General features: G+C 60.8%; 20 protein-coding genes and 1 tRNA gene. 7 read left to right on the top strand and 14 right to left on the bottom strand.

What is annotated here, in order from left to right:
- Positions 1-284: 284 nt before the first annotated feature.
- Positions 285-971: a 5'-methylthioadenosine/adenosylhomocysteine nucleosidase gene (locus tag GTP44_RS00885; RefSeq protein WP_160988405.1), complete on the top strand. Its 687-nt coding sequence runs from the start codon at positions 285-287 to the stop codon at positions 969-971.
- Positions 972-1,022: 51 nt separating this feature from the next.
- On the opposite strand, the gene putA is transcribed toward GTP44_RS00885, so the two are convergent.
- The gene (putA, locus tag GTP44_RS00890; protein ID WP_161017933.1) at positions 1,023-4,676 is read right to left on the bottom strand and encodes a trifunctional transcriptional regulator/proline dehydrogenase/L-glutamate gamma-semialdehyde dehydrogenase; all 3,654 of its coding nucleotides are present in this window, start codon (positions 4,674-4,676) and stop codon (positions 1,023-1,025) included.
- A 223-nt stretch (positions 4,677-4,899) separates the two neighbouring features.
- Between putA and GTP44_RS00895 the strand changes: the two genes are divergently transcribed.
- Together GTP44_RS00895 and GTP44_RS00900 are read left to right on the top strand one after the other, a co-directional pair.
- Positions 4,900-5,355 (top strand): Lrp/AsnC ligand binding domain-containing protein, encoded by a 456-nt coding sequence (locus tag GTP44_RS00895; RefSeq protein WP_008443393.1) that lies wholly within the window; start codon positions 4,900-4,902, stop codon positions 5,353-5,355.
- A gap of 59 nt (positions 5,356-5,414) precedes the next feature.
- Positions 5,415-6,968, top strand: a complete 1,554-nt coding sequence (locus GTP44_RS00900; protein ID WP_161017934.1) for a methyl-accepting chemotaxis protein — start codon at positions 5,415-5,417, stop codon at positions 6,966-6,968.
- 36 nt (positions 6,969-7,004) lie between these two features.
- On the opposite strand, the gene GTP44_RS00905 is transcribed toward GTP44_RS00900, so the two are convergent.
- Positions 7,005-7,985, bottom strand: coding sequence for a LysR family transcriptional regulator (locus GTP44_RS00905; protein ID WP_160988402.1), 981 nt, complete (start codon positions 7,983-7,985; stop codon positions 7,005-7,007).
- Positions 7,986-8,135: 150 nt separating this feature from the next.
- On the opposite strand from GTP44_RS00905, the gene GTP44_RS00910 reads away from it, so the two are divergent.
- The gene (locus GTP44_RS00910; RefSeq protein ID WP_160988401.1) at positions 8,136-8,330 is read left to right on the top strand and encodes a hypothetical protein; all 195 of its coding nucleotides are present in this window, start codon (positions 8,136-8,138) and stop codon (positions 8,328-8,330) included.
- Between the two features lie 15 nt (positions 8,331-8,345).
- Here the strand turns inward: GTP44_RS00910 and GTP44_RS00915 are convergent, their stop codons facing one another.
- From GTP44_RS00915 to GTP44_RS00935, 5 genes are all read right to left on the bottom strand, one after another.
- Positions 8,346-8,936 carry a chalcone isomerase family protein gene (locus GTP44_RS00915; RefSeq protein ID WP_161017935.1) on the bottom strand — a complete coding sequence of 197 codons (591 nt, stop codon included), beginning with the start codon at positions 8,934-8,936 and terminating at the stop codon, positions 8,346-8,348.
- 57 nt (positions 8,937-8,993) lie between these two features.
- Positions 8,994-9,248, bottom strand: coding sequence for a YfhL family 4Fe-4S dicluster ferredoxin (locus GTP44_RS00920; RefSeq protein ID WP_154358018.1), 255 nt, complete (start codon positions 9,246-9,248; stop codon positions 8,994-8,996).
- Between the two features lie 12 nt (positions 9,249-9,260).
- Entirely contained in the window at positions 9,261-9,764 is a 504-nt protein-coding gene (gene coaD, locus GTP44_RS00925; protein ID WP_160988399.1) for a pantetheine-phosphate adenylyltransferase, read from the bottom strand.
- Positions 9,765-9,873: 109 nt separating this feature from the next.
- Entirely contained in the window at positions 9,874-10,521 is a 648-nt protein-coding gene (rsmD, locus tag GTP44_RS00930) for a 16S rRNA (guanine(966)-N(2))-methyltransferase RsmD (RefSeq protein ID WP_161017936.1), read from the bottom strand.
- A gap of 50 nt (positions 10,522-10,571) precedes the next feature.
- A complete protein-coding gene (locus GTP44_RS00935) occupies positions 10,572-11,468 on the bottom strand; it encodes a DUF6279 family lipoprotein (protein ID WP_229256725.1) in 897 nt (298 codons plus the stop codon).
- 26 nt (positions 11,469-11,494) lie between these two features.
- Here GTP44_RS00935 and glmU point away from each other — a divergent pair, with 26 nt between their 5' ends.
- Positions 11,495-12,859, top strand: a complete 1,365-nt coding sequence (glmU, locus tag GTP44_RS00940) for a bifunctional UDP-N-acetylglucosamine diphosphorylase/glucosamine-1-phosphate N-acetyltransferase GlmU (RefSeq protein WP_160988397.1) — start codon at positions 11,495-11,497, stop codon at positions 12,857-12,859.
- Between the two features lie 472 nt (positions 12,860-13,331).
- Here the strand turns inward: glmU and GTP44_RS00945 are convergent, their stop codons facing one another.
- Positions 13,332-13,784, bottom strand: a complete 453-nt coding sequence (locus tag GTP44_RS00945; protein ID WP_160988396.1) for an Lrp/AsnC family transcriptional regulator — start codon at positions 13,782-13,784, stop codon at positions 13,332-13,334.
- A gap of 131 nt (positions 13,785-13,915) precedes the next feature.
- On the opposite strand from GTP44_RS00945, the gene glmS reads away from it, so the two are divergent.
- Positions 13,916-15,745 (top strand): glutamine--fructose-6-phosphate transaminase (isomerizing), encoded by a 1,830-nt coding sequence (gene glmS, locus GTP44_RS00950; protein ID WP_161017937.1) that lies wholly within the window; start codon positions 13,916-13,918, stop codon positions 15,743-15,745.
- Between the two features lie 95 nt (positions 15,746-15,840).
- Positions 15,841-15,915 (top strand) — tRNA-Phe (locus tag GTP44_RS00955).
- 213 nt (positions 15,916-16,128) lie between these two features.
- Here the strand turns inward: GTP44_RS00955 and GTP44_RS00960 are convergent.
- From GTP44_RS00960 to GTP44_RS00985, 6 genes are read right to left on the bottom strand one after another with little or no spacing between them, the layout of a single operon-like run.
- The gene (locus tag GTP44_RS00960) at positions 16,129-16,473 is read right to left on the bottom strand and encodes a hypothetical protein (protein ID WP_161017938.1); all 345 of its coding nucleotides are present in this window, start codon (positions 16,471-16,473) and stop codon (positions 16,129-16,131) included.
- Positions 16,470-16,886, bottom strand: coding sequence for a hypothetical protein (locus tag GTP44_RS00965; RefSeq protein WP_161017939.1), 417 nt, complete (start codon positions 16,884-16,886; stop codon positions 16,470-16,472). The genes GTP44_RS00960 and GTP44_RS00965 overlap by 4 nt, the downstream gene beginning before the upstream one ends.
- Positions 16,886-18,895, bottom strand: coding sequence for a hypothetical protein (locus tag GTP44_RS27790; protein WP_161017940.1), 2,010 nt, complete (start codon positions 18,893-18,895; stop codon positions 16,886-16,888). The genes GTP44_RS00965 and GTP44_RS27790 overlap by 1 nt, the downstream gene beginning before the upstream one ends.
- Complete coding sequence (locus GTP44_RS00975) at positions 18,895-19,818, bottom strand: hypothetical protein (RefSeq protein WP_161017941.1); 924 nt, start codon at positions 19,816-19,818, stop codon at positions 18,895-18,897. The genes GTP44_RS27790 and GTP44_RS00975 overlap by 1 nt, the downstream gene beginning before the upstream one ends.
- Entirely contained in the window at positions 19,815-26,306 is a 6,492-nt protein-coding gene (locus GTP44_RS00980; protein ID WP_161017942.1) for a phage tail length tape measure family protein, read from the bottom strand. The genes GTP44_RS00975 and GTP44_RS00980 overlap by 4 nt, the downstream gene beginning before the upstream one ends.
- Complete coding sequence (locus GTP44_RS00985; RefSeq protein WP_161017943.1) at positions 26,306-26,584, bottom strand: DUF1799 domain-containing protein; 279 nt, start codon at positions 26,582-26,584, stop codon at positions 26,306-26,308. The genes GTP44_RS00980 and GTP44_RS00985 overlap by 1 nt, the downstream gene beginning before the upstream one ends.
- Between the last annotated feature and the right edge of the window lie 34 nt (positions 26,585-26,618).

Genomic DNA, 26,618 nt, shown 5'->3' on the forward strand with positions numbered 1-26,618 from the left:
TTATGCAGCAGGTTGTTTACGCTGTAAACAGATGATTTGTAAACGTATACACGGGTTATCCACAGCAACTTATACGTTTACTACTACTACCATCTTTATATAAACCTTTTGTAAACAACTAAAACCGCGAATGCTGTGCCTCCGCAGACGCGATTACGCGGCTGCTCGCCGTTTGAAAGCCCGCTAGCCGGTAAAAAACGCCTTAAAATTCAGTTTTTTTCGCTACGCGTTGTGGAAAAGGCGCGCGAACTCCACAGGCAACATTCAAAAATTGAAGGAAAAATATGCGTTTAGGCATCATCAGCGCGTTGGCCGAAGAACAGCATGGGCTGCTGGAAGCCCTTCAGAGCCCCGCCAAGCACGTTCACGGCATGAGGGAGTACACCACCGGGAAACTCTGGGAAATCGACGCTGTGTGCGTTTTATCGCGGATTGGCAAGGTTGCCGCAGCCATGACGGCCGCAATCCTTGTGGAGAAGTTCGGAGTTACCCACATCATCTTCACCGGCGTCGCCGGTAGCGGGGATAAAAATGTCCATGTCGGGGACATCGTGGTCGCGGAATCGCTGGTTCAGCACGATTTTGACGCCAGCCCGCTGTTTCCAAAGTTTGAGATTCCGCTGACCGGGCTGTCCAGCTTTGCCACCGACGTGGCGTTGACTGAAAAATTGGCAGACGCTGCTGCGCCGTTCACGCGTGTGCATCGCGGTTTGATCGCCAGCGGCGATCAATTTATCGGCAAACTGACGCAAATTCAGGCGGTGAAAGCGGCTTTGCCGGCGGTATTGGCGGTGGAAATGGAAGGGGCCGCGGTTGCTCAGGTGTGTTTTGAGCTGGGCATTCCGTTTGCCGTGATCAGAACGATCTCGGACAATGCCAACGACGATGCCGCCGTTGACTTCATGCATTTCATCAAAACCGTGGCGTCGCGCTATGCGTTTGATGTGATACGAAACTTCTGTAAGCCATAATTTGACTTGTCCGGTCATTCCATGGCGGAATGACCGGGGCTTCAGGCTTGTTTAGGCGGTTTCCAGCGTCATCAGGCTGGCGTTGCCGCCGGCGGCCGTCGTGTTCACGCAGAGCGCGCGCTCTGCCAGCAAACGCCACAGCGGGATGCTGCCCTCCTCACTCGTGCCGATCAGGCCCACCAGGGCCCCGCTACGGGCCGCCAGCGTGCCGTATTGGCTCTTGGCGAGCATATCCTCCACCAGCGCGATCTGGAACGCGCAAGCGTCCAGGCTGGAAACGCTGTGGATGCGGTCCTTCACCGCCGCCGGCAGATCCGCCGGCAGCAGACCCACGCCTGGACCGGTGACCAGCGCCACATTGCCCGTCGCCAGCACGGCGGCGATCTGGTTCAGCAAGCCACCCAGCGTGCCGGCGACGCAGGCCACCGCGCCGCGGGCGACCAGCGCCAGCGTGTTGCGTTCGCCAGTCGGGCCCGGTAGCGTGGTCTGGCTGCCCAGCATGGTCGAGCGGCTGTATTGCTCCGCCAGATTGGCCGCGCGGTCGTGGCCATGCGCTTTGGCCCAGCCGATCAGCGCGTCCAGCGACGGCGTCGCTTGACGTTCATGCACCGGCGCCGTGATGGCGCCGCGTTGCAGGCGTTTCAGGTACAGCGGGCCGCCGGCTTTCGGGCCGGTGCCGGATTTGCCTTCGCCGCCGAACGGTTGCACGCCGACCACCGCGCCAACGATGTTGCGGTTGACGTAAATGTTGCCGACATGCGCGCGGCTGGCGATGTAGTCGATGGTTTCATCGATGCGCGAATGCACGCCCAGCGTCAGGCCAAAGCCGCTGGCGTTGATTTGCTCCACCACTTTCGGCAGATCGGCGCGCTGGTAGCGGATCACGTGCACCACCGGGCCGAACACTTCCTGCGTCAGTTCGGCCAGCGAGCGGATTTCCAGCACGGTCGGCGGCACGAAGGTGCCGGCGCCGGTCACGTCCGCCGGCAGGTCCAGCGAGTAGTAATCCACCGCCGTCGTCTTCAACTGGTTGATGTGGGCCAGCAGGTTTTGCTGTGCTTCGGCGTCGATCACCGGGCCGATGTCGGTCGCCAGGCGGTCCGGCGAGCCGACTTTCAACTCCTGCATCGCGCCTTTGAGCATTTTGATGGTCTTGTCGGCGATTTCTTCCTGCAGGAACAGCACGCGCAGCGCCGAGCAGCGCTGGCCGGCGCTGTCGAACGCCGACGAAATCGCATCCTGCACCACCTGCTCCGGCAGCGCCGACGAGTCGACGATCATGGCGTTCTGGCCGCCGGTTTCGGCGATCAGCGGAATATCGGCGTTCTCGGCCGTGGCGCGCTTGGCCAGCGTGCGGTTGATCAGTTGCGCCACTTCGGTCGAGCCGGTGAAGATCACGCCTTTGACGCGGCTGTCCGCCGTCAGCGCGGCGCCGACCACGTCGCCGCGGCCCGGCAGGAATTGCAGCGCGGCGCGCGGAACGCCGGCCTCGTGCAGCAGCTGCACCGCGCGGTGGGCGATCAGCGGCGTCTGCTCGGCCGGCTTGGCCAGCACCACGTTGCCGGCGGCCAGCGACGCGGCCACCTGGCCGGTGAAGATGGCCAGTGGGAAGTTCCACGGGCTGATGCAGGTGACCGGACCCAGCGCCAGCGTGTTGCTCGCGCCGCTCACTTCGGCGGCGTAGTAGCGCAGGAAGTCGACCGCCTCGCGCAGCTCGGCGATGGCGTTCGGTAGCGATTTGCCGGCTTCGCGGATCGCCAGCGTCATCAGTTCCATGGCGTTGGCCTCGAACAGATCGGCCGCTTTTTGCAGCGCGGCGGCGCGCTGCGCCGGTTCGGTGATCTGCCAATCCATCGCGTAGTGGCTGGCGCTGGTCAGCGCGAGTTCTACATCGCTGGCGCTGGATTCGACCAGTTGACCGACGATATCGTCGCGTTGAGCCGGATTGGTGATATTTTGCACTGGCTGGCCGACGCTCAGCTCGCCCGCGAGCAGCGGCGCGGCGTGCCAGCTGCGCGGCGTCGCCAGCGCTTCGGCTATGTCGCGCAGCACGTTTTCGTTGGCCAGATCGAAGCCGGCCGAGTTGCGGCGCGCGGCGCCGAACATGTCCAGCGGCAAAGCGATGCCCGGATGCGGCAGACCGCCCTGCTCGCGCGCGGCCGCCACCGGATCGCGCAGCAGCGATTCGATCGGGATGGCCTCATCGACGATCTGATTGACGAAGGACGAGTTGGCGCCGTTTTCCAGCAGGCGGCGCACCAGGTAGGCCAGCAGCGTTTCGTGGGTGCCGACCGGCGCGTAGATGCGGCACGGCTTGTCCAGATTGTCCTGGCCGACCACCTGGTCGTACAGCGATTCGCCCATGCCGTGCAGGCACTGGAATTCGTAGTCGGTGATGCCGTCGCGCTTGGCCCAGGTGTAGATGGTCGACAGCGTCTGGGCGTTGTGGGTGGCGAATTGTGGATAAATCAGGCCGTTTGCACCGAGCAGCTTTTGCGCGCACACCAGGTAGGACACATCGGTGTAGACCTTGCGGGTGTAGACCGGGTAGCCGCTCATGCCGTCCACCTGGGCGCGCTTGATTTCGGCGTCCCAGTAAGCACCCTTGACCAGGCGCACCATGAATTTGCGGCCGCTGCGCTTGGCCAGGTCGATCAGGTAGTCGATGACGAACGGGCAGCGCTTCTGATACGCCTGGACGACGAAGCCGATGCCTTCGAAACCGGCCAGGTCGGCGTCGTGCGCCAGCGCTTCCATCAGGTCCAGCGACAGTTCCAGACGGTCGGCCTCTTCGGCGTCGATGTTCAGGCCGATGTTGTAGTGCTTGGCCAGCAGCGCCAGCGCGCGCACGCGCGGCAGCAGTTCGTCCATCACGCGGCGGCGCTGGGCGCGGCTGTAGCGCGGGTGCAGCGCCGACAGTTTCACCGAAATGCCGGGGCCGTTGCGGATGCCGCGGCCGTTCGACGCCTTGCCGATCGCGTGGATCGCGGTTTCGTAGGAGGCGTAGTAGTTGCGCGCATCCGCTTCGGTCAGCGCCGCCTCGCCCAGCATGTCGTAGGAATAGCGGTAGCCGCGCGCCTCGTTGGCCTGGCCGTTCTTGATCGCGTCGTCGATGGTCTGGCCGGTGACGAACTGGTTGCCCAGCATGCGCATCGCCAGATCCACGCCCTTGCGGATCAGCGGCTCGCCGCCTTTGGCAATCAGTTTGCTCAGCGCTGAGCCCAGGCCGGCCTCGCTGGAGGTCGACACCAGCTTGCCGGTGATCAGCAGGCCCCAGGTGGCGGCATTGACAAACAGCGACGGCGATTCGCCCAGGTGTTTGCGCCAGTCGCCTTTGCTGATTTTGTCGGCGATCAGGCGGTCGGCGGTGGCATTGTCGGGAATACGCAACAGTGCTTCAGCCAAACACATCAGCGCCACGCCCTCGTCCGAGGACAGCGAAAACTCGTGCATCAGCGCGTCCACGCCGGAGGCGCGGGTGCGCTGCGCGCGCACCTGGCTGACCAGCTGATGGGCCAGTTGCTGCGCTTGCTGGAGGCTGACGTCGTCGTGATTTTGCAGCTGGTCCAGCAGCCACTGAACGGCGCTGCTTTCCTCCTTGCGATAGGCGGCCGTCACTGCGGCGCGCAGGGGAATCGGGTCGCGCAGCATCTCGGCTTGCAGGGCGGCGAACGGGGTAAAACCGGCAGGGGTGACAGCTTGCATTGGGTAACTCTCAGAAGAATAGTGGTGAGCCGGTCCACTTACAAAAACACGCCCGTCAGCGGGGCTGGCGAGCGTGAAATTTGCGAGGAATTCAGTGGACTGCTAATGATTCGATTGTACGAGGGTTTCTTCTGGATTAATTCTGGTAATGCAGGGGGCTAGCAATAGATTGTTTTTAGTGAGACAATTTAACCAAATAATATTTATTTGGGAGTTCCCGGAAATGTTAGACAAGATCAGCAAAAAAATCTTGATGGAATTGCAGAGCGATGGCCGTATCTCCAATGTGGAGCTGGCCGCGCGAGTGAACCTGTCGCCCGCCGCTTGCCTGGAACGTGTGCGCAAGCTGCACGAATCCGGCTATATCATGGGTTACACCGCGCAGCTGAACCCGCAACTGCTCGACGTTTCCCTGCTGGTCTTTATCGAGGTGGTGCTCGACCGCACCACGCCGGAGGTGTTCGACGCCTTCAAACACAGTGTGCAGGTGATCCCGGAAGTGCTGGAATGCCACATGGTTGCCGGTGGCTTCGACTATCTGGTCAAAGCCCGCGTCAAGGACATGGCGGCCTACCGCGAGTTCCTGGGTAAAACCCTGCTTCAGAAAGGCGTGCGTGAAACCCACACCTACGCTGTGATGGAAGAGGTCAAGAATACCACCAAGTTGCCCATAAAATAGCATCTCGGAAATAAAATGGTGAGACGCCCCAAGGCGCCTGTTGTAAAACGGGGGGACAGATGAAGCTTTTGCAGCATAAGTTGGTGCAACGTGGATTGTGGATGATGGGGGCGACGGCAGCCGGTACCGGCGTCGCTTGCCTGGTCAACCTGGCTGGGGCGGGGCCGGTCACGGCTGCCATGCCGGCGGCGTTGGCCAGCGCAGGCATCGCCTGGTGGGCATCGCGCCAGGGTAGCGACGAGGGCGGCGTGCGGCAATTTGCCCACACCGTCGGCGATGAGATCGACGCCATCATGATCGGCGCGGCGGAGACCTCGTATTTTGTCGACTCGGTCAAAAAGAAAATCGAACTCGACGTCAACACCGCCGGCGGCATCGTCCACAGCGCGGCGCAGAACGCCGACACCACCGAGCGCATCGCCGCCAACGCCGAGCGCGCCGCCAAGATCGCCGCCCGGGTGCGCGGCGAAACCGTGGCTGGCCGCGCCGAGGCCGACAACGGCCTGCAGCGCATCCGCACCGCCCGTGAAGATGCACAGACGGCCGCCGCCGTCATGACCGCGCTGCAAACCAATTCCCGCAAAATCTACGGCTTTACCGAGGCCATCAGCGAAATTTCCGCCCGCACCAACCTGCTGGCGCTGAATGCCGCCATCGAGGCCGCGCGCGCCGGCGAGCAGGGGCGCGGATTCGCCGTGGTCGCCAGCGAGGTGCGCCAGCTGGCGCTGCGCACCAAGGAAGCCACGGACGAGATCAGCGCCATGGTGCGCGAGATTAACCAGCAGGCCGAACAGGCGGCCACCGGCATGAACGCGCTGGCGGTCCGCGTCAGCGAGGCGGCCGGCAACGTCGAGACCGTGCATGGATTGCTGGGCAATATCGAGCAGTCGTCGGGCGTGTCGGAGCAGCAGATCGGCGAGATCGCGCGGGCCTCGCGCGAGCACGTCGCCACCACCGAGGAAATCGCCCAGGCCATCGCCAGCATCCGCGACAGCCTGTTGTCCACCGAGAAGGAATTGCCGCGCGCGGCCAGTTCGGCCATGGCATTGGCGGAGCGGGCGGAAATCATCACCGGCGCGCTGGGTGAATCGTCGATCGAGACCTCCCACGACGATATCCGTCTGGCGGCGCAGCGGGCGGCGGCGGAAGTGGGCAAGATTTTCGAGCGCGCCCTGGCCAGCGGGCAAATTTCAGCGGACGCGCTGTGGGATCGCAAGTACACGCCGATTCCGAACACCGATCCGCCCAAGCATAAAACCCGGTTCGACGATTTTACCGACCGCGTGCTGCCGCCGCTGCAGGAGGGCTTGCTGCAGGCGATGCCGCAACTGGCTTACGCCGGCGCTGTGGATAACAACGGTTATTTCCCCACACATAACAAGAAATTTTCGCAGCCGTTGACCGGCAACTACGATGTCGACATCGTCAATAACCGCACCAAGCGTATCTTCAGCGACCGCACGGGCAAGCGCTGCGGCGCGAATACCAAGCCGTTCCTGCTACAGACGTATAAACGGGATACCGGCGAGGTGATGCATGATCTGTCGGCGCCGATTTATGTTGATGGCAAACATTGGGGTGGGTTCCGCATCGGCTACAGGTCGAGCCACTAAGCAGCCACTGACACCCGGTCGTTCCGGTGCAAGTGCTTAGCGGGTCGACGCCGGCGCCTGCGTTGGCGCTGGCGCGGTATGCACCGCGCGCTGCGTCTGCGTGTTCATTTTTTCCAGATGGCTGCGCAGCCACTTGTGCGCCGGGCTGCGCGCATCGCGCTCGTGCCACAGCATGTCCAGGTGGACCGCTGGCAGATGGAACGGCAATTCCTTGTGCACCAGCGCGTCGGTCATGCCGGTCGCCGCGATCAAGTGGCGCGGCAGGACCGTCACCAGGTCCGAGTTGGCGACCACGCGGCCGGCGGTGAAGAACTGGTTCACCGTCAGCAGGATGCGGCGCTCGCGTTGCAGCTGCGCCAGCGCCTCGTCGACCAGACCGTGCGCGCGGCCGGAGAAGCTCACCAGCAGGTGATTGGCGGCGCAGTAGTTATCCAGATTCAGCTCGACCTTGGCCAGCGGGTGATCGCGGCGCATCACACACACGTATTTACCCGAGTACAGGCGCTCGTGGCGGATCGGCGAACCGGTCTCATACGACAGCTGCGCCGCCACGCCGGGGAAGAAGCCCACCGCCAGATCGATATCGCCGCGCAGCAGCATCGGCCGCGGTTCACGCGTGGTCAGCGGCACCATGCGCACATTGATGCCCGGCGCTTCGCTCTCGATCGAGCGCATCAGCGACGGCAGCCACATGGCGGCGGTGGCGTCGGCCATCGCCATGCGGAAGGTGGCGTGGGCCGCCGAGACGTCGAAGGTTTCCGGCGCCACCGCCGCTTCCAGACTGGCCAGCGCGCTGCGCACGGACGGCCACAGCGCCTCGGCGCGCGGCGTCGGCTTGACGCCGTAGGCGGTGCGGATCAGCAGTTCGTCGCCCAGGCTTTCGCGCAAACGCTTGATGGCGTTGGATACGGCAGGCTGCGTCATGGCCAGATGGCCGGCGGCGCGTGTCAGATTTTGCTCTGTCATCACGGCGTCGAACACGCGCAGCAAGTTCAGGTCCAGCGTCAAAAAGCTCATGGCGGCTCAGGGAAAGATGTTGGAGAAATAACGATAGCACAGTCCATTCACCAAACGCATAATTGTTATCGAGAATCACAATTGGCGAGTTATGTTGCGGCGCACTATAGTTACAGCAGATTCTAAAGCGCCCACCAAACTGTGTCCATCATGATTTCCGCATTACAAGATTTTTCTCTGATCGCCGCCATCAAGCTGGCGCTGCTGATCGCTGTCGGCGGTGGTTTGATCGTGCTGTTCAAGCCGCTGCTGCTGGGCTGCGTGCGCGCCGCCGTGCTGGTGGTCAAACCCAAAATGACGCGCGAACAGCGCCTGCAGCGCCGCCAGCTGGCGACGCGGTCCTGATACTGCGACGCAGCATTACTTTTCGCCGAGCAGCGCCGGTTTGAGCGCGCTGTCGGCCGGCTTATCACCCAGCCAGATGCGCAAGACGGCGTTGTAGAACGCCACGTCCGGCATCAACTCCCCGATTTTCTTCCCATTCAGATAGCACTGGGTGCCCTCGTTGGGCGTCCAGTCCAGCGACAGCTGGTCGCCCTTCTTCAGCACCGGCGTCTGCGCGAACACTTCGCCGAACTGCATGATCTGCGGCAGCATCTTGTTGCGTTCTTCCTTGCTGGTGTTGGCGTTGATGCCGTCGGTGAAGGCCTTGCCGAAGTCTTCCGAGCTGACTTCGCGCAGCATGGTGATGGCCACGCGGCGCGGGCCCGGCGCCGCCAGCACGTCCGGCACGGCGGTTTTCTTGTCCGTCAGGTAGAGACCGGCCGCATACACCTTGAAGATGAGCTTGGTGCGCACGCCGGCGCCGTTCAGCTTGAGCTGCTGGCCGGCGAGCGTGATCGTCTCGTCGAATTTGACGCCGGCCACGTCAACGGCGGCAAAGGCGAAGGAAGGCATGGCCGCCAACAGCGCGGCCGCGGCCAGGGCGTGCAGAGTGGTTCTACGGTTCATGAAGGTCTCCGGTATAGGTGTGATCGGACTATACCATCGTGGAGACGCCACGGCGTGTCAGGCTTTGGCGGCCTGCAGCAGTTCGAACTTGGCGAACAGTTGGTCCTTGGTTTCGCGGACTTCAGGATTGAACGGGATGCAGCTCACCGGGCACACCTGCTGGCACTGCGGCTCGTCGAAGTGGCCGACGCACTCGGTGCATTTGTCCGGATTGATTTCGTAAATTTCCGCGCCCATGTAGATCGCGTCGTTCGGGCACTCGGGCTCGCACACGTCGCAATTGATGCAGTCGTCGGTGATCATTAAGGCCATGATTCAGCTCGCTTACTTTGCCTGGCCGGTGGTCTTGTTGGCGGCGATTTTCTTCTGCAGCCAACGGTCCACCGATGGGAATACAAACTTGGACACATCCCCGCCCAGCATGGCGATTTCGCGCACGATGGTGCCGGAGATGAATTGATACTGGTCGGACGGCGTCAGGAACATGGTTTCGACGTCCGGCAGCAGGTAGCGGTTCATGCCCGCCATCTGGAACTCGTACTCAAAGTCGGACACGGCGCGCAGGCCGCGCACGATGACGCGCGCCTCGTGCGTGCGCACAAAATCCTTCAGCAGGCCGGAGAAACTCTCCACCTTCACATTCGGATAATGACCGAGTACTTCATTGGCGATTTCCAGGCGTTCATCCAGCGAGAAGAAGGGTTTCTTGTTCTGACTGTCGGCGACACCGACCACCAGCGTGTCGAACAGACCCGATGCGCGACGCACCAGATCCTCGTGACCACGGGTCAGTGGATCGAAGGTTCCTGGATAAACAGCTACTACCATTGCGGCTCCCTGCAAATGCACCAATATAGAACGCGCATTATGCCTGAAAAAGCGGTTTTACTTAAAATTGCATTAACTTGGCGCGGTTTTAGGCGCAAATACGGTTGACTTAGCCGTTGTATTTTAATAAATGATAGAACACCATCCCGGCCTTGTCGGCCCGGATGATTTCCCAGTGGGCCAGCCAGTCCGGCGTCTCGCCCTCGGGGAAGGCCAGCGCCAGCCCGGACTCGACGTAGACCAGGCCGCCTTCTTTCAGCAGCGTGACGCACAGCGGCAGCGTTTTTTCGAGCAAGCTCTGCTGGTATGGCGGATCGAGGAAGATCAGGCTGTATTTCTGGCCGCGCAATGCCGCCGACTGCGCCACCGAGACGGCGTCGCCGCGCATGATCTGCACATTGTCCGCCTTCAGCCTGGTCTTGATGTCGTCCAGCTGGCGCGTGACTTGCGCGTTGCTGTCGATCATGGTGACCGACTGCGCGCCACGGCTGGCCGCTTCAAAGCCCAGCGCACCGCTGCCGGCGAACAGGTCCAGCACTTGCGCGTCGGCCCAGTTGCCGTCGTGCTGATGATTGATCCAGTTGAACACCGTCTCGCGCACACGGTCCGGCGTGGGCCGCAGGCCCAGGGCGCTCAGCACCGGCAGCGGCGTGCGCTTCCATTGGCCGCCGATGATGCGCACCTGATTGGCGTGCTGCGGACCGTGGACCGGGACTTTGGCGGGTTTGGCTGGCTTGCTGGGCGGCTTTCTTGGCATGAGGCTGTTCTAAGTCATTGATTCAACAGGCCATCATACCATACCGCCATCTAGCGCTGTTGCGCCGCCAGGCTGCGGAAGTCGTCGATCCAGCCCTGCATGCGGCGCTGCGCGTGGGCTTTCTGCGTGGGCGTGGCGAGTTGGATCACCGTCAGCACCAGCTTGATGTTGCCCTCCTCGGCGGCGTCGAAGAAGGCGCTGCGCTCGGAATTGTCGAGGCGGCGGAAGCCTTCCTTGATCAGCGTCTGAATCAGCGCCTGCGTCGCCTCCTTACCCAGCTTCTCGCTCTGCACCTTGCGTACCAGCGCCAGGATGCTGTTCTGGCGGCGCGCGCGTTCGTCCAGCCAGATCTCATTGTTCAGCGGGCGGGCGTCGGACGCCTGGCGAATCTGCGCTTGCTGCTCGGCGGTGAAGTTGCCGAACCACAGCTCGAACTGCTCCATCGATTTCTTGAAGCGGTAGCGTTGCTGCGCCTCCTTGTCGCCGCGCATATTCTTCTTGCGGAACTCGGCGTTGTTGGCGGCGAACTTGCGCTCCAGCGTGGCGATCTGCTCCGGTTGCAGCGAACGCGCCAGCTCGGCCAGTTGCGGCGTCGCTTGCAGCAGCAGCGCCTCGGTGCGCCGTTTGATGTCGTCGTAGTCGTTCTGCAGGTCGGCCTGGGTTGGTCCGCTGCTGAGCTGGCGCTGCGCGGTTTGCAGCAGCTGGATGTAGTCCTGCAGCTGCGACTTGCGGTGCCACTGGAACAGGCGGTCGATATCGTCCTTGACCCAGCCCTTCTGCTCGCTGTTCAGGTCGACGTAGCCGTCCAGCCACCAGTACAGCAGCGTATCGCCATTGTTGTACGCCAGTTTGAGCGAACTGCAGCCGGCCAGCACGGCCAGCAACAGCATCACGAACAGGCCGTAAATGGTCCGGCGGCCACGCGGCGACATGTTAGACTGTTGCATTTCCACTCACTTTCTCGCTCACTTCTATGAACGTCGTTATCCTCGCTGCCGGCATGGGCAAGCGCATGCAATCCGCGCTGCCGAAAGTTCTCCATCCACTCGCCGGCAAGCCGCTGCTGCAACACGTGCTGGACACGGCGCGTCGTCTGTCCGCCAGCCGATTATGCGTGATCTATGGCCATGGCGCCGCCGCCGTGCAGGCCCTGCTCGCCAAGCAGGCGGAGCCGGTAGCCACCGCGCTGCAGGAAAAGCAGCTGGGCACCGGCCACGCCGTCATGCAGGCGCTGCCGGCGCTGGACGACAACGTCCCGACGCTGATTCTGTACGGCGACGTGCCGCTGACCACCGTTGCTTCGCTGCAGGCGCTGATTGACGTGGCCGGCAACGACAAGCTGGGTATTCTGACGGTCGAACAAGACGATCCTACCGGTTTGGGCCGAATCGTGCGTGAGAATGGCCACATTGTGCGCATCGTCGAGCAAAAAGACGCCAACGAAGCCGAACGCGCCATCAAGGAAATCAACAGCGGCATCCTGGTCGTGCCGACCCCGCGCCTGAAACAATGGCTGGGCGCGATCAAGAACGAAAACGCCCAGGGCGAGTACTACCTGACCGATATCGTCGCGCTGGCCGTGGCCGATGGCGTGCCGGTGGTGTCGGCGCAGCCGTCGGCGCAGTGGGAAGTGGCCGGCGTCAACAGCAAAGTGCAGTTGGCCGAACTGGAGCGCATCCACCAGCGCAACATCGCCAACCAGCTGCTGGAACAAGGCGTGACGCTGATGGACCCGGCGCGGATCGACGTCCGTGGCGAGCTGATCTGCGGTCGCGATGTCACCATCGACGTCGGCTGCGTGTTTGAAGGCACAGTGGAAATCGGCGACGGCGTGCAGATCGCCGCCCACAACGTGATCGTCAACGCCCGCATTCTGGCCGGCGCGCAGATCAAGCCGTTCTGCCACATCGAGGAAGCCGTGGTCGGCGAAGCGTCGCTGATCGGCCCGTATGCGCGACTGCGTCCGGGCACCGTGCTGGCGGAGGACGTCCATGTGGGTAACTTTGTGGAAATCAAAAACGGCCAGGTCGCCGCGCACAGCAAGGCCAACCACTTGGCCTACATCGGCGACGCCACCATCGGTTCGCGCGTCAACATCGGCGCCGGCACCATCACCTGCAATTACGATGGCGCCAACAAGTTCCGCACCGTGATCGAGGACGATGTCTTCATCGGCAGCGACAGCCAGCTGGTGGCGCCGGTCACCGTCGGCAAGGGCGCGACGCTGGGTGCCGGCACCACGCTGACCAAGGACGCACCGGCCGGCAAGCTGACGGTGTCGCGGCCGCGCCAGGTCACCATCGAAAACTGGACCCGTCCGGCCAAGATCAAAAAATAAGCGGGAATTATTCCTGTTTGCTGAACGGCGCCTGCGGGCGCCGTTTTTTTGTGGATAAATATGTGAGTAAGCCCTGAGTAGTCGCTGGAAAACAAGTGGGTAACCACGCCATTCATTTGCAAGCGAGGTGTACCGCGACTACCACTTGCCATCAGAGCCCTGAAATAGCCCACCGCTTCAACAAATGTGCATAACTCTGTGCGTAAGCATCTGGGAAGGTCTTGGATAAGTGGTGGAAAAGCGTGAATAACTTTTCTTGGCTAAAAATCGCTGTGGGTAAAGCTGGGGAAAAGCCATGGAATAGCGCTTGGATAAGCATGGGATAAATTGCCTGTGATCCAACAAAGTTGATCCCGCCATCCGAATGCCAATGACCTCTGTGGGTAACACTGTGGCTAACCCTGTGCAAAGCACAGGGATAAGCAAGTGCATAAACTGTTTTTAACTTCTGGATAAGCCTGTATAACTTTGCTCACACGGCGATGCGGGTTTCGAATTTGCTGCGGAAAGTGGAGAAGTAAGCCTTCACATTCCGCACATTCGCATGGCTCGCAAACAGGCGGTGCGCCAGCGCGTGATACGCCGGCATATCCGCCACCTGCACCACCAGCACAAAATCCGGCCCCGGCGCCACGCGGTAGCATTGCAGCACGGCCGCCTCGTCCGCCACCAGCGCTTCAAACGCGGCCATGCGCTCGGCGGCCTGCACATCCAGCGAGATTTCCACCAGCGCCGTCAGGCTGGGCCCGACTTTTTCCGGCGCCACGATGGCGACCTGGCGCTCGATCACGCCGCTTTCACGCAATTGCTTCACCCGCCGCAGACAAGTTGGCGGCGATACATGCACGGCGGCGGCCAATTCGGCGTTGGTTTGCGAGGCATCTATTTGCAGCGCATTCAAGATGCGGCGATCTATTTCATCCATTGTGGTGTTTTGAAATAATATTTCACGTAGTGACGATGATGAAATTTTATGCTAAATATGGGAGAAACAAGAAAGCTTATTTCATCAGGCCTGCTCTACGATGGCTGCATATATCATTTACAAGGATTCCTATGTGCGGCATCGTCGGCGCGGTAGCGCAACGTAACATCACCCCAATTCTGGTCGAAGGCTTGAAGCGTCTGGAATACCGCGGCTACGATTCCTGCGGCGTCGCCCTGCATGTGGACGGTCAGCTGCAGCGCTCGCGCAGCACCTCGCGCGTGGCCGATCTGGAACAGCAAATCAACGAAGCGCACCTGCAAGGCTACACCGGCATCGCCCACACCCGCTGGGCCACCCACGGCGCGCCGGCATCGCACAACGCCCACCCGCACTTCTCGCCGACCACCGAACAGGCGCGCATCGCGCTGGTGCACAACGGCATCATTGAAAACCACGACGAACTGCGCGCCGAACTGACCGCGCTCGGCTACGTCTTCCAGAGCCAGACCGACACCGAAGTCATCGCCCACCTGATCGATCACATGTACAACGGCGACCTGTTCGACACCGTGCAGCAAGCCGTCAAGCGCCTGACCGGCGCCTACGCGATCGCCGTGTTCTGCCGCGAAGAACCGCACCGCGTGGTGGCCGCGCGCCAGGGTTCGCCGCTGATCGTCGGCCAGGGCAACGGCGAAAACTTCGTCGCCTCCGACGCCATGGCGCTGGCCGGCACCACCGACCAGATCATTTACCTGGAAGAAGGCGACGTGGTCGACCTGCAACTGGGCCGCGTATGGATCGTCGACAGCAACGGCAAGCCGGTAGAGCGCGAGGTCAAAACCGTGCACGCGCACACCGGCGCGGCCGAGCTGGGACCCTACCGTCACTACATGCAGAAGGAAATCTTCGAGCAGCCGCGCGTCATCGGCGACACGCTCGAAGGCGTCACCGGCATCATGCCCGAGCTGTTCGGCGACGGCGCCTACCACGTCTTCAAGCAGATCGACCGCGTGCTGATCCTGGCCTGCGGCACCAGCTACTACTCGGGCCTGACCGCCAAGTACTGGATCGAATCGGTGGCCAAGGTGCCGGTCAATGTCGAAATCGCCTCCGAATACCGCTACCGCGACAGCGTGCCGCACCCGAACACGCTGGTGGTCACCATCTCGCAAAGCGGCGAGACGGCCGACACGCTGGCCGCGCTGAAGCACGCGCGCTCGCTGGGCATGGAACACACGCTGACCATCTGCAACGTCGCCACCAGCGCCATGGTGCGTGAATGCAAACTGGCCTACATCACCCGCGCCGGCGTGGAAGTGGGCGTGGCCTCGACCAAGGCCTTCACCACCCAGCTGGCCGCGCTGTTCCTGCTGACGCTGTCGCTGGCGCAAGTCAACGGCCATCTGAGCGACGAACAAGAAGCCGAGCACCTGAAAGCCATGCGCCACCTGCCGGTCGCGATCGCCGCCGTGCTGGCGCTGGAGCCGCAGATCATCGCCTGGGCCGACGATTTCGCGCGCAAGGAAAACGCCCTGTTCCTCGGCCGCGGCATGCACTACCCGATCGCGCTCGAAGGTGCGCTGAAGCTCAAGGAGATTTCCTACATCCACGCCGAAGCCTATCCTGCGGGCGAGCTGAAGCACGGCCCGCTGGCGCTGGTGACCGAAGAAATGCCGGTGGTCACGATCGCGCCGAACGACGCGCTGATCGAAAAGCTGAAATCGAACATGCAGGAAGTGCGCGCCCGCGGCGGCCAGCTGTACGTTTTCGCCGACGTTGACTCGCGCATCACCTCGGGCGAAGGCGTACACGTGATTCGTCTGCCGGAACACTACGGCCTGCTGTCCCCGATCCTGCACGTGGTCTCGCTGCAACTGCTGGCCTACCACTCGGCCCTGGCGCGCGGCACCGATGTCGATAAGCCACGTAACCTGGCCAAGTCGGTGACGGTGGAATAAGTAAGCTGTTATTGCAGTTAACTAGTGTTCTCTGCCAATAATGTCTGAGACATGACATTAGAGTCTGGGGCGCGACAATAAAGTTTGAGACATAGAGCGATGAAAGCGGATATTCTCAGAGCTGAGGATTGAAAATCCTTGTATCGGTGGTTCGATTCCGCCCCGGGCCATCAAGACATACTTCACGAAACGCCGATCCATGCAGATCGGCGTTTTTGTTTCCAGCGCAAGAAGTCCTTGGTAGCGCGGCGCCGCATTTGTGTAGCGCGGCGGCGAATTTGACACCGGTTTGCGGCGAATTTGACACCGTGAACATCTCATAAATTGCTGAAATTCGCATGATTTTTGTCCCTGATGTAATCACCAAACGCACCACATCAGTGTCAGTTATTGCGGCCGCCGTTTTTCAGAACCTCTTGCCGCATCAGATCGACTCGTGCCAGTTCGCTTTCGTAGCTTTTGCGGCAGTGATCGGGCTCAATCTGATCAAGCATCCAAGATAGCGACGTTGCCCACCTAGCCCCCTCCAATCCGGCCAGATATGCCCGCGTACTAATATACGCGCCAGCCTTACCGTTGAAGATCGGGTTACCTAGCAAATCATAGCCCTTTAGGATTTCAAACGCCCGTTCCAGATTAGTTACCAAAGCCCATAGCCAGCGAAGCGGAGCCAGCAGTGAAAATAAATAACAGGCAACCAATAGCAGGAAGATAATCAGGCGCTTCATTCCGGCCACACCAACACAGGCATAAGCGCCAGCAGTTCCGGCACCGAAGGCTGCGGCCTTGTATTGGACAGCACCTCCGCCATTATCCGGTATGCCAATGCATTGCATTCATCCATCCACGATGCGAACGCCGCCCCTTCCGCCTGGAAGGGGCCTGCATAGCCTGCGCGCAATGCACAGCTAATGCGGCCGTCATACCGACGTTCACGGGCTTTTGCTTCAAACATTCCGGTAAGGGCAGCGTCGTAATCCGCTACAGTCGGAAGCACCTCAACTGGTGGCATCAAGTTTTTCCCGTCCCAATGCCACCCGACACCACCAACTGTTGCCTCAATTAAACCAGGAACGATATCAAGCGAATCGACCTCGATTGTATTGATAACCACACCGTTTTCTACTACGAATGCACGCATTATTTAACTCCTGAGATAGTTACCAGACCACCGCCTCCATTGCCGCCCGCAGCGCCAGCACCAGCAGTGCAGCCACCACCACCGCCACCGCAGCCATAACCGCCATGCCCTCCACGGAATGCACCGCTACCGCCCCCGCCTGCGGCGAATGTACCTACCATGTCCTGCCCCTGTGCATTGAGACCGCCGATTCCGCCACCGCCGCTTAGGGTGGCTGGAACACGGGAAATTCCGCCTGGCCCACCCTGGTAGGAACTGTACTGACCAGTGCCGCCAGCCGCCCCCCCAACCAGAGAACCGTCTCCAGCAGTGCAGGGACTGTTGTTCCCAGAAGTCTGATTGGAAACACTTGCGCCACCATACTCGGGGTAATAGCCTCCCGCTGTGGAAGACAGGAAACCAGTGGGCGCGGCGTTGACGGTATAGGTGCCGCCGCCGTACGCACCGGAGATCGTATTTCCATAAGCAGTGCCAGCACCACCACCAGCACCACCTTTTGCCACTAGAAGCATGCCAACGCTAGTGGTACCGCCTACGCTTCCAATCGCGTCCTGCGCACCACCGGCACCACCTCCGCCGATGGTGACGAGGGTGGAAGCTGCCAGCGCAGATGCTAGGATCAATGCACGGATTGCCCCTGCGCCTGCACCACCACCACCACCGCGACCACCGGCCACGCTGCTGCCACCGCCACCGCCGCCGCCGCCTCCCAAGCCGAACGTATCGAACGCGAAATAGCCGGGCGGTTTTATAAAATTAGCTGTATTAGTGAACGTTTTCGTAAATGATTGAAGTATCACGCTATAAAACGCAGTACCATCGCATTGAATCAGCCGTACCTCGCCTGGGTACATGATGTAGCTGGTGAGTCCGTCAATTAGCTCAGTGCCGCTAGGGTCGAGCGTTATGTCGCCGGCCCCCGAATTGCGGATATAGCAAAACCATCCTGCGCCCAAAGTAGCGACTGCACCAAAGGTCTGCGTGAACGTTCCGCTGGTGATATCGATCAGTGCGCCTTTGTCGGCGACACCGAGGCTCGCATTCGCTGTGCGAGCTGAGCGAATAAGCGAGGCACTGACCCCTGCAACTGGCAATCCATTTGCCTTGATGTAGCTCACGCAATAGACCGTGACCCCATCGCTCTCATAGACCGCCCTATCGCCCGGAGCGGTAATAATATTTACGCCGCCCGGCAGGTTGTTGTTGGTTGCATGGTGGGTCAACGTCAGCACCCCATCGAAAATGACGGTCCGTGGGCCACGCGTCAGCGTCACCGCAGTGATAGGGTTGGTCCCTGTAATGTGAACGCGATTGCCGGTCGCTGCGTCGAGATTGATCGTAGCTGCGCTGGCGAGAGCAGCACCGGTCAGCAGATCAACAGCACCGGTGGCCACGCCAGCGAGCACGCCGGGAATGCCCTGCGGCCCCTGAGCACCACGAGGGCCGGAAAGCGACAGATTCCAGTCGGCACAGGTGCCGCTGCCACCGACCGTCTGCACGTCGATGACAAGCGTGGTGCCGATGTAAGAAGTAACCTCCCCAAACATCCAATTCGCTGGATTAGCTCGGCTCACGGCCGTCATCCAGATGCCTGCGCTATACTGCTCCCCGGCTTGCGTGATGAAGGTCTTGCTTCCCGCACCAATATTGAGCGAGCTGTCGCTTGTTCCAACAAATGCCCCAGCAATGGCGGCGGCAGAAGCAGCGCTTGCAGCGGCAGCAGCGCGATCAAGGCCAGTCTGCACGCGATCTGCGGAAGTCGCGGATGCGTCAGCTGCGGTCTGGCTTGCCTTTGCAGTTGCAATCGTCGCTTGTGCGGCACTATTGGCGGCCGACGCCGCAGCATCAGTAGCATTGGCATAGACATTGGCCGCAACAGCATTCAGCTGCGCGCTGTATGGACCAAGCGCGACGGACCACGGATAGGCCAAGGTATTGTAAGTGGCCCGGTTGTTTGGGTCGGGAGGAGCAGGCAAAGCGTTAATGGTTGGTGGGGCTGTTACCGCCATCAGATCATTCCTTTCACAGTAATATTCAAAGTCGCGTGGCCAAAGCTGTCGTATGTCAGCGAAGCCGATCCGAGTCCAAAGACGTTTAATCCCGCGTAGCCAGCAGCGTTGACGGCGATCCAGCTGACCGGAACATCGAGAACCTCTTGCACACAGGAGAGCGCATAGTCGGCAAATTCGCGGGGCATAATCACGCTTGCGCGCATGCTGGTGGCCGCAGTTCTGCGCACGATGCTGGTTGTCCCGTCAGGGTTGGTCTTGATATAGCTGTAGCTGATAGGCTCGGCGCTGGCACCGTATTGCGTCCCGCCCCACTCAGCCTCACCGAGCAGCGAGCGATAGTCGCCGACATTAATCATGCCGATGCCGACCTGTTGTCCTGCTGCGGCCGTGACCGTTACGGTCAGTTCAGCATTCGGGCGGATTGGAATTCCGGTCAGGAGCAATTTGGTGATTGGACGTGGCCGCAAAAACAGGTATTCCCACCAACCGGCAGGGTCTTCCATGAGCGGCACGACATAGCTGTAAATCTGTGCCCCGCCTGGCGCATCCTTGACCTTCACCGATATGCCCGTTCCAACCAAGCCGTATAAGGCCACCGCATTGAAATAGCCTGGCGTCAGGACGTAGGTGATAGACGTGGTGGCTTTCGCGGCCGTGTTGGTGTAGATGTCGAATGGCGCCCACTGCTGCGTTGGGCCTTTATCAAGCCAGTAAGCAGCATCGTTTTCAGGCAGCGCCTTACGTCCGGTGTGGGCTTGCACGCACTCATAGACGCGATGTGTGGTGGCGCGTATGCGCTGATCGCCTAGCGAGTAGGTGCCTTCCGATACCCAAGCTGTTTCAGTCGCTGCCGGTTCAGTTACCGAAGTTCCGGCAGCGATCATTTCGGCGGTGATTGCAATTGGGGTTACGATATTCATTCGATGGATACGCTCACATTATTTACAACCTCGACCAGCGTTGGCTGTTCTGGATTTCCGTTGACCGCATTGGCCGTCCGCTGGGCATACCCATTTCCCGTATCTACAATTCGCTGTAGTCGCTGTACCTCTGCGGTCAAGCCTTCCACCAGACTTTCCAGCCGCTCGTTGTTGCCACCGCCGCGCAGCATTGCGCGGGTCTGCCCCGCATTCCAGATGCGTGCCGGGCCGGTCGCTTCCAGCTCGGGGCCGTTTTCGCCTACAATCCGCAGGCCACCGATGTGGTCGCCACCCGTTGCGAAGCCTGGAATTTTTGAATACCGCTTTTTCGGATCGTAGGAATTTGGGTCCAGCAGTTGATAGCCATACCGAGCCATCAATGCGTCGCCCGACTCATTCGGGTCGTGGTAAATCCCCGAAACGGACTCGTAGCTGGCAAGCGCTTGAACGTCCTGCAGGCCCGATACGTATTTCAGGATTTCTTCCTGACTACCTTGGCCTGGATTGTTCTTAATCGCGTCGTAATAGGTCCGTTGAGCCGACGTCAGGCTTGCGACATTGGTTTCCTGTGCGGCTGTGGAGCCAACATTCGTGGAAGTGTTGCCCGTCGATTGCGACGCCGTATTGGTTGTTTGCGATGTGCCTGCCTTCTGCGCCGTGATTGCTGCCGACAGTTTGGAAACAGCATCAGCGACACTCAGCACGCCGGTATTGATTCCATTGAGCGCATCGACCTGCTTCTGTGCGTATTCAAGCTGCGAATCGAGCGCGGTGAGCTGGTCGTTGGCCGCTTTCAGCGCCTGTTCGGCTGTGCTCAATTGACGGCCCGACGCGTCTTGTATTTGCGTCAGCTTCCCGGCCATGACCAAGGCTGCTTTATCAGCCTCGAACTGGGTAGCATAATTATTGGCATCAAGACCACCGCGAGCAGCAGAGATCGCGGCAGCCAGCTTTTCTTGATCCGGCAGATAGCCGGAAGTCTTTAACGCCATCAAAGCCTGATCGATGAAGGCGTTGCCGTCATTCGCCAGCATCGTGGCCGTGCTGCTGACCGTCTGGTAAATCTGCGTGATCTGGTCTTTCAGAAGGTCGAACACGCCTTTGATCGAATTGACGGACTCGTTCGCCGCGTCCCGAATCGCGGTGACGCGTGTTTTCTCGGCCGCGATTGCCTTCTGCACGCTCTGCATAGCCGCATCGGTAGCAGCCTTTGCGGCACTGGTCATGGCCGTGTATGCAGCGGCCGAGTCTTGAGCGGCGTAGATTGCGCGCTGCGTTGCACGGAGCGATTCATCCATGCCAGCCAGCTCATCGGCGCGTTTGGCGGCAAGCGCCCCGGCGGTATCGCCGGTCGCTTCCATCAGCTGGATATCGAGCGCACGTTGCTTTGTGGCGATCTCCTTTGCCTTATTTGCCGCATTGGTCATGGCCGTGTATGCGGCGGCCGAGTCTTGAGCGGCGTAGATTGCGCGCTGCGTTGCACGGAGCGATTCATCCATGCTAGTCAATTCATCAGCGCGTTTGGCGGCCAGCGCGCCAGCGGCATCGCCCGTCGCTTCCATCAGCTGTATATCGAGTGCACGCTGTTTTGTGGCAATGTCTTTTGCCTTATTTGCCACCTCTTGAGCCTGTATCTCATCGAACAGGGCGCGGTTGCTCGCATCAAGCGCATCGCGCTGCTGGGCGAGCAACTGCGCCGAACTCATGGTCAGGTTGTCCAGTTGCGATTGCAGCTTCTCGCGCTCGCTTGCCACCGCTGCTTCTTTATTCAGCGCGGTCACACGATCAAACAGTGCCAGGTTGGACGCATCGATAGATGCACGCTCCTGTTCGCGCAACTGATCGCTGGTGAGCGTCAAGGCATCGATTTGCTTCTGCAAATCCTTACGCTCATCAAGTATCTCGGCAGCGCTCTTGGCGGCGGAAACGGTGGATTCTAGCTCGGGGTGCACCTGTGCGAACGCATCGGCCAGCTTCATCAACTGGGTGTACTGCTGTGCGCCCGCCTCGGTAGCGAGGGCACCAGACGCGCTCAGCTGGTTCACCACGTCCTTGAACTGTTCACGTGTGGTGACGCTGGCCAGCCCCATCGCGGCCATCTGGTCAGTGACGTATTTCGTGACCGGCGCAAGCTGCTCGGCTTCGGTCAGGAAGTTCTTGCTGTAGTTGCTGGTCAGCTGTGCCAGGTTGTCGATGCCACCGGCCATGTCGATGAGCTGTTCGCGTGCGGCGATGCTCGACACGCCGACAGCACCAAAACTCAGGTTTGCCGAGGACAGGATCAAGTCAACGTTTGCGTAGTCGGTGGCAATCCGGGTGAGCGTCTCAAAATAGCCTTCGCCAACCTTCTGGAAATTCTCCAAGCCCGGCAGCGCCGACTGGGCCATCTTGTCGCCCAGGGAGCTAAAGATTGCCTCAAACTGCTTCTGGATTTGGTCGCCGGTCAGACCTTTGAGGCTGATCTTTCCCAAGTCCACCACGAAGCCATTCATCTGCTTGGTGAACTCGTCGCTGCTCAGCCCCAAGAGGCTGGTCGCTGCTTGCGTGCCCGCAGCCAGGTTGTTGATGACCAGGCCGAGCTGCTGCTTAACTTCGCCGCTCAGTTCTGAGAATTCGGTGGATACGCTCTTGCTGTAGCTGATCCAGGCGAATTTCTTGGTCTTCTCGATATCAGCGTAAGCGGTCGCGTTGAGGCCGCTGGTTGCAATGGAGCCGACCGACTGCGCGCCGACGTAGATACCGTTGTCCACCAGCGAAGTCTTGGTGCCAAAACCCTTGCTAATGAAGTTGCCGACCGTGGACATCAGTCCACCCAGCAATTCGCCGACAACAGGGATTTTCTCCAGGGCTTTGGCAGTGACAGAATTACCGCCAAAAATGGCGTGGATTGCGGTGCCCACGTTGTTCGGATCAAAGCCTAGTGCCGTGCTGGTGGTCGGGCTTGTGATATTGAGCTGACGCGCCACCAGGCTGCCCAGCCCGGAGATGGAGCTTTCGATGTTCTGGAGTGAGCGCAGCATACCCGCCGTGTTCGACAGCTCCAGCGATGAATTCTTGGATACCTCGGCCATCGAGCGCGCAATGGAGTCGGACTTGGCAGTGGCATCCCCCAGCACCGTGCCGGTGCCTGCCGCTTCCTGGCGCTGCTTGGCGACATCGACACCCTTGCCGCTGCCACCCGCCACGGCAAAGCCCAGGGCGGCCATCAGCGCGGCCATAGCGGCCATGCGCGCAAAGGCGGTGTATGGATCGCCAGCCGCTTGTGCTGCGACGCCAGCAGTGGCGGCAGCAGCGCCCTTGGTCATCGATGCGGCCACGTCCGGGCCGACGCTGGCCACCGTGGCTGCGGTCTCGGTCGCCTTGCTGGCGACGAACAGGCCCGTAAAGGCCGTAATCAGGCCGCTCTTGGTCACCATATTGCTGATGGCCATTGCCAGCTCGGCGGCCCGGAACACTTGCTCGGCGGCTTGCAGCGCCTTGTAGCCCTTCGATTGCTCGCTGAAGAAGCCTTTGGCGGCACCGGCCATGCTGCTGTAGGCGCTCAGGCGTCCGCGCACCTCACGCTCCGTGATCTGCGCCGAAATAGCTTCCATGCCCTTGGCGTCACCAGCATAGGCAGTTGTGGCCGCTGCACGCGCCTTGGCGATCTGCGCTTCCTTCGCACCGTAGGTCTCCAGCGTTCCAATCAGCTTGCTCATGGAGTCGCCTGCCGCTCCCAGGGCACCGCGCAAGGCGTCTCCGAACGATTGGGCCTTGGTGGGATCAAACAGCTTGTCGAGTTCCTTTTTGGCCGCTGCCACACCTTCCAGCTGCGCGCCGGTCTCCAGCAACTTCGACAGTTCGCGGCGCTTCTGCACCTCGCTGTCCAGGTAGCTCAAACGCATGCGCAATGCCGTCTCGCTGGCCGCATCCAGACCGCCTTTGGCGATCAGGCCGCGCAGATATTCGGCATCGGCGGCAATCTGCGCCGTCGCCAGGTCTTCGGTAGCCTGGCGCGCCTGTTCGATTTTCTCTTTGGTCTTGCCAATCTCGGCGTTGTGTTGCTTCTGCTTTGCGATGGAGTCATCGAGACGCTTGCCGTCTGCAACACCTGTGTTCTGAATGGCCTTGATGACGTCGTCAAACTGTTTCTTGGTGTCGGCCATTTCATTGACCGAGTCTTCGCCGCTCTGCGCCCGCATACTGGCCGTGAATGCCAGATGCTGTTTGAGCAAGGCGTCATATTTTTCCTGGCGTGCGGCCAGCTCCTGCGGCGTATTGGCCTTGGTGCCCTGGATCAGCGCAGCTTCACGTGCATACGCCGCTGCCTCTGCCGCGATGTATTCGTTGCGTGCGGCTTCACGGCCAGCGTAGAAGTCCGCATCGGACAGACCGAACTTGGCGTGATACAGCGCGAGCATACGGTCACGCTGGCTGTAAATGTCCTTCTCGCGGTCAAGGGCGGTCTGCTCTTTAATCAGCGCATCTTGCAGCAGCTTGGCGCGGTCGTCATTGCCGCGTGCCTGGGCGGTATGCGCCTTGACGATTGCAGCCTCATGGGCGGCGACAGCATCCGGCGTGACCAGGATACTGTCTGGATTGACGGCCTTGATTTTTTCAATGTCAGAACGGTATTGATCGAGCTGCACTTGCATCTCGCTCATTCCCTTCTTTTGCAGCCTGCGGTCGTCCTCAGCAACCCGCGCCGCCGCGTGGTTGGCTTCCGACTCGGCAATACGTGCGTTCCCCTGCGCGATGGCCTGGGCGTCAGCCTCGTTGAGCTTGACGACGGCCGCCGTCAGTTCGCGGACGATCTTCATTCGCGCAGCTTCCATGTCCGCGCTCATGGCATCCGGCGCACGTCCCAGCCGCTTGTTGCTCTCGGCCAGTCCTTCGTCAAACATTTGCAGCTTGAAACTGACTTTCTTTACGTCGCTGGCGGGTGTGGCGCGAGCGCCGGCCTGGCCGATGGCGTCTACCGCAGTGCCTGCGGCTTCCTTGATGGCGTTCCATGCCCTGGCGATGCCACCAAGGTTCTGGGTAATCTGCTCGGCGCGCTCTTTGGTGACGTGGGCAAAAGTTTCAGTGGCCAGCGCAGAAGCTGCCTTGGCGTTACCTTCACGTTCCAGGGCACGGATTTGCTCGTAGACTGATTCCGTCAAGAAGTGATAGCTGTCGTCCAGCTTCAAGGCGGCACGAGATACGGCCTCGGTGGAGCGCGCAGCGCTGCCGGTGGTCTCCACGGCCAGCGATTCAAATTCCTTGATGATTGACTTCGCCGACCGACCGGTTGCATGCTCCCAGGCGACGGTCGCTTCCGTGATCTTGCCGATCTGGTCAATCGTCAACTTGCCGTTGGCCGCCAGCTCGGTGACAACCTTTTTGGCCTCGCCGATGCTACCGCCAGTCTCCACCGCCTGGTGTGCCAGATCGCTGAGCTTGTCACTTGTGGCACCGGCATAGTTGCCGGTCATAATCAGCGCATCGTCCATGTGCTTCTGGTCAGATGCGCCCTTAATCATCGCCACGCCAACGCCGACCACGGCCGCAGTCAAGGCAATGGCAGCCAGGCCGGTAGAGCTGAACAGCAGGCCAGCAGCGCCGGTTTGTTCGCCCAGCACCATGAGCGAGCCGCCGAAGCGCTGGAAGTTGCCTTGGCTTAGTTCATGGGCCAGCACCAGCAGCTCGCGTTTGGCACCGGCCGTGGAGAAGTTCAGGCCGTCCATGTGGCCGCTGGCGGAGCGCGCGCCGGAACCGGCTTCACCGATCTTGGCGATCATTGGCGCGGCGGCTTCCGCCACACCCAGCTGGGCGGCCTTGTATTCCAGGAGCTGGGTCTTGTTCATGCCCAGCGTAGCGGTCTGCTCGCGCAGCTTGTTCAGGAAATTTTCGGCTGCCTGGCCGCTGCGTTCTTCGGCCGTGATTTGTTCACGTAATGCCTGGGCGTTGTTCACCAGGGCATAGGCTTGCTGTTGCAGCGCCTTGGTGCCGCCTTGTAGCTTGACCTCATATGCGGCCTGCTCGGCGGCGTTCTTGCCCAGCATGTCGAACTGGCGCTGGAGCGCGGCGACGTATGCTTGGGATTCCTGGGACGAGACGTTACTGACGACGGTGGATGCGCCAGAGCGCGCCTGGAACATCTGTGCGTTGACGCGGGCGATTGCCTCGGAGAGGCTGCCCTGTTCTTCGGTAGTGCGTCGGGTGCTGGTGGACGCCCGCTCCATAGACTGGGCGGCTTCATTGGATGCGCTCGCCTGTTGCAGCGAGGCGGCGACCATCAGGCGTATGCGTTCGGCCGCTTGTTCTTCGGTTTCCGCCAGCGAGGTGACGGCTTGCGCGGTTTTTGACGCTGCGGCTGCGCCGTTGTTAAACGCGGCTTCCATAGCCTGGCCAGCATCCTGCATCTGGCCAGCCATCTTCGTGCCCGCTGCACCAATCCGTTCGATATCAGGGACGGCCGATTGCCCGTCAATTGCAACACGGATACCGAACTGGATTGGATTTGTCACTAAGCGTCCTTATCGTTAAAAATCTTTTTGGCGACCCTCTCCATCAGGCGAAGGTCTTCAAATACTTCCGGCCATTGCCGCCGTCGTATGCCCATCATTTCCATTGCTGCCTTGGCGCTGTCGTAATCGATTCCCTGGTAAATCACGGTCCCCATGTCGGAGATGATTCGCCACTGGGACTCCAGGGCAGCAAATACGCTGAACGGGATTTCGTTTTCGGGCCAAAGCTCGTAGCACTTGGGCTTGCGCTGGGCGAGGGCTTTGGCTTGAGCGTGCATTCCCAAAAACTTCAGGTCTTCCGCCAGCTCTTCC

The organism is Duganella lactea (assembly GCF_009857505.1).
GTDB classification, from domain to species: domain Bacteria; phylum Pseudomonadota; class Gammaproteobacteria; order Burkholderiales; family Burkholderiaceae_D; genus Rugamonas; species Rugamonas lactea.

Coding starts and splice junctions, on each gene's coding strand:
- GTP44_RS00885 (WP_160988405.1), top strand. CDS start 285: ATGCGTTTAGGCATCATCAGCGCGTTGGCCGAAGAACAGCATGGGCTG.
- putA (WP_161017933.1), bottom strand. CDS start 4,676: ATGCAAGCTGTCACCCCTGCCGGTTTTACCCCGTTCGCCGCCCTGCAA.
- GTP44_RS00895 (WP_008443393.1), top strand. CDS start 4,900: ATGTTAGACAAGATCAGCAAAAAAATCTTGATGGAATTGCAGAGCGAT.
- GTP44_RS00900 (WP_161017934.1), top strand. CDS start 5,415: ATGAAGCTTTTGCAGCATAAGTTGGTGCAACGTGGATTGTGGATGATG.
- GTP44_RS00905 (WP_160988402.1), bottom strand. CDS start 7,985: ATGAGCTTTTTGACGCTGGACCTGAACTTGCTGCGCGTGTTCGACGCC.
- GTP44_RS00910 (WP_160988401.1), top strand. CDS start 8,136: ATGATTTCCGCATTACAAGATTTTTCTCTGATCGCCGCCATCAAGCTG.
- GTP44_RS00915 (WP_161017935.1), bottom strand. CDS start 8,936: ATGAACCGTAGAACCACTCTGCACGCCCTGGCCGCGGCCGCGCTGTTG.
- GTP44_RS00920 (WP_154358018.1), bottom strand. CDS start 9,248: ATGGCCTTAATGATCACCGACGACTGCATCAATTGCGACGTGTGCGAG.
- coaD (WP_160988399.1), bottom strand. CDS start 9,764: ATGGTAGTAGCTGTTTATCCAGGAACCTTCGATCCACTGACCCGTGGT.
- rsmD (WP_161017936.1), bottom strand. CDS start 10,521: ATGCCAAGAAAGCCGCCCAGCAAGCCAGCCAAACCCGCCAAAGTCCCG.
- GTP44_RS00935 (WP_229256725.1), bottom strand. CDS start 11,468: ATGCAACAGTCTAACATGTCGCCGCGTGGCCGCCGGACCATTTACGGC.
- glmU (WP_160988397.1), top strand. CDS start 11,495: ATGAACGTCGTTATCCTCGCTGCCGGCATGGGCAAGCGCATGCAATCC.
- GTP44_RS00945 (WP_160988396.1), bottom strand. CDS start 13,784: ATGGATGAAATAGATCGCCGCATCTTGAATGCGCTGCAAATAGATGCC.
- glmS (WP_161017937.1), top strand. CDS start 13,916: ATGTGCGGCATCGTCGGCGCGGTAGCGCAACGTAACATCACCCCAATT.
- GTP44_RS00960 (WP_161017938.1), bottom strand. CDS start 16,473: ATGAAGCGCCTGATTATCTTCCTGCTATTGGTTGCCTGTTATTTATTT.
- GTP44_RS00965 (WP_161017939.1), bottom strand. CDS start 16,886: ATGCGTGCATTCGTAGTAGAAAACGGTGTGGTTATCAATACAATCGAG.
- GTP44_RS27790 (WP_161017940.1), bottom strand. CDS start 18,895: ATGGCGGTAACAGCCCCACCAACCATTAACGCTTTGCCTGCTCCTCCC.
- GTP44_RS00975 (WP_161017941.1), bottom strand. CDS start 19,818: ATGAATATCGTAACCCCAATTGCAATCACCGCCGAAATGATCGCTGCC.
- GTP44_RS00985 (WP_161017943.1), bottom strand. CDS start 26,584: ATGCACGCTCAAGCCAAAGCCCTCGCCCAGCGCAAGCCCAAGTGCTAC.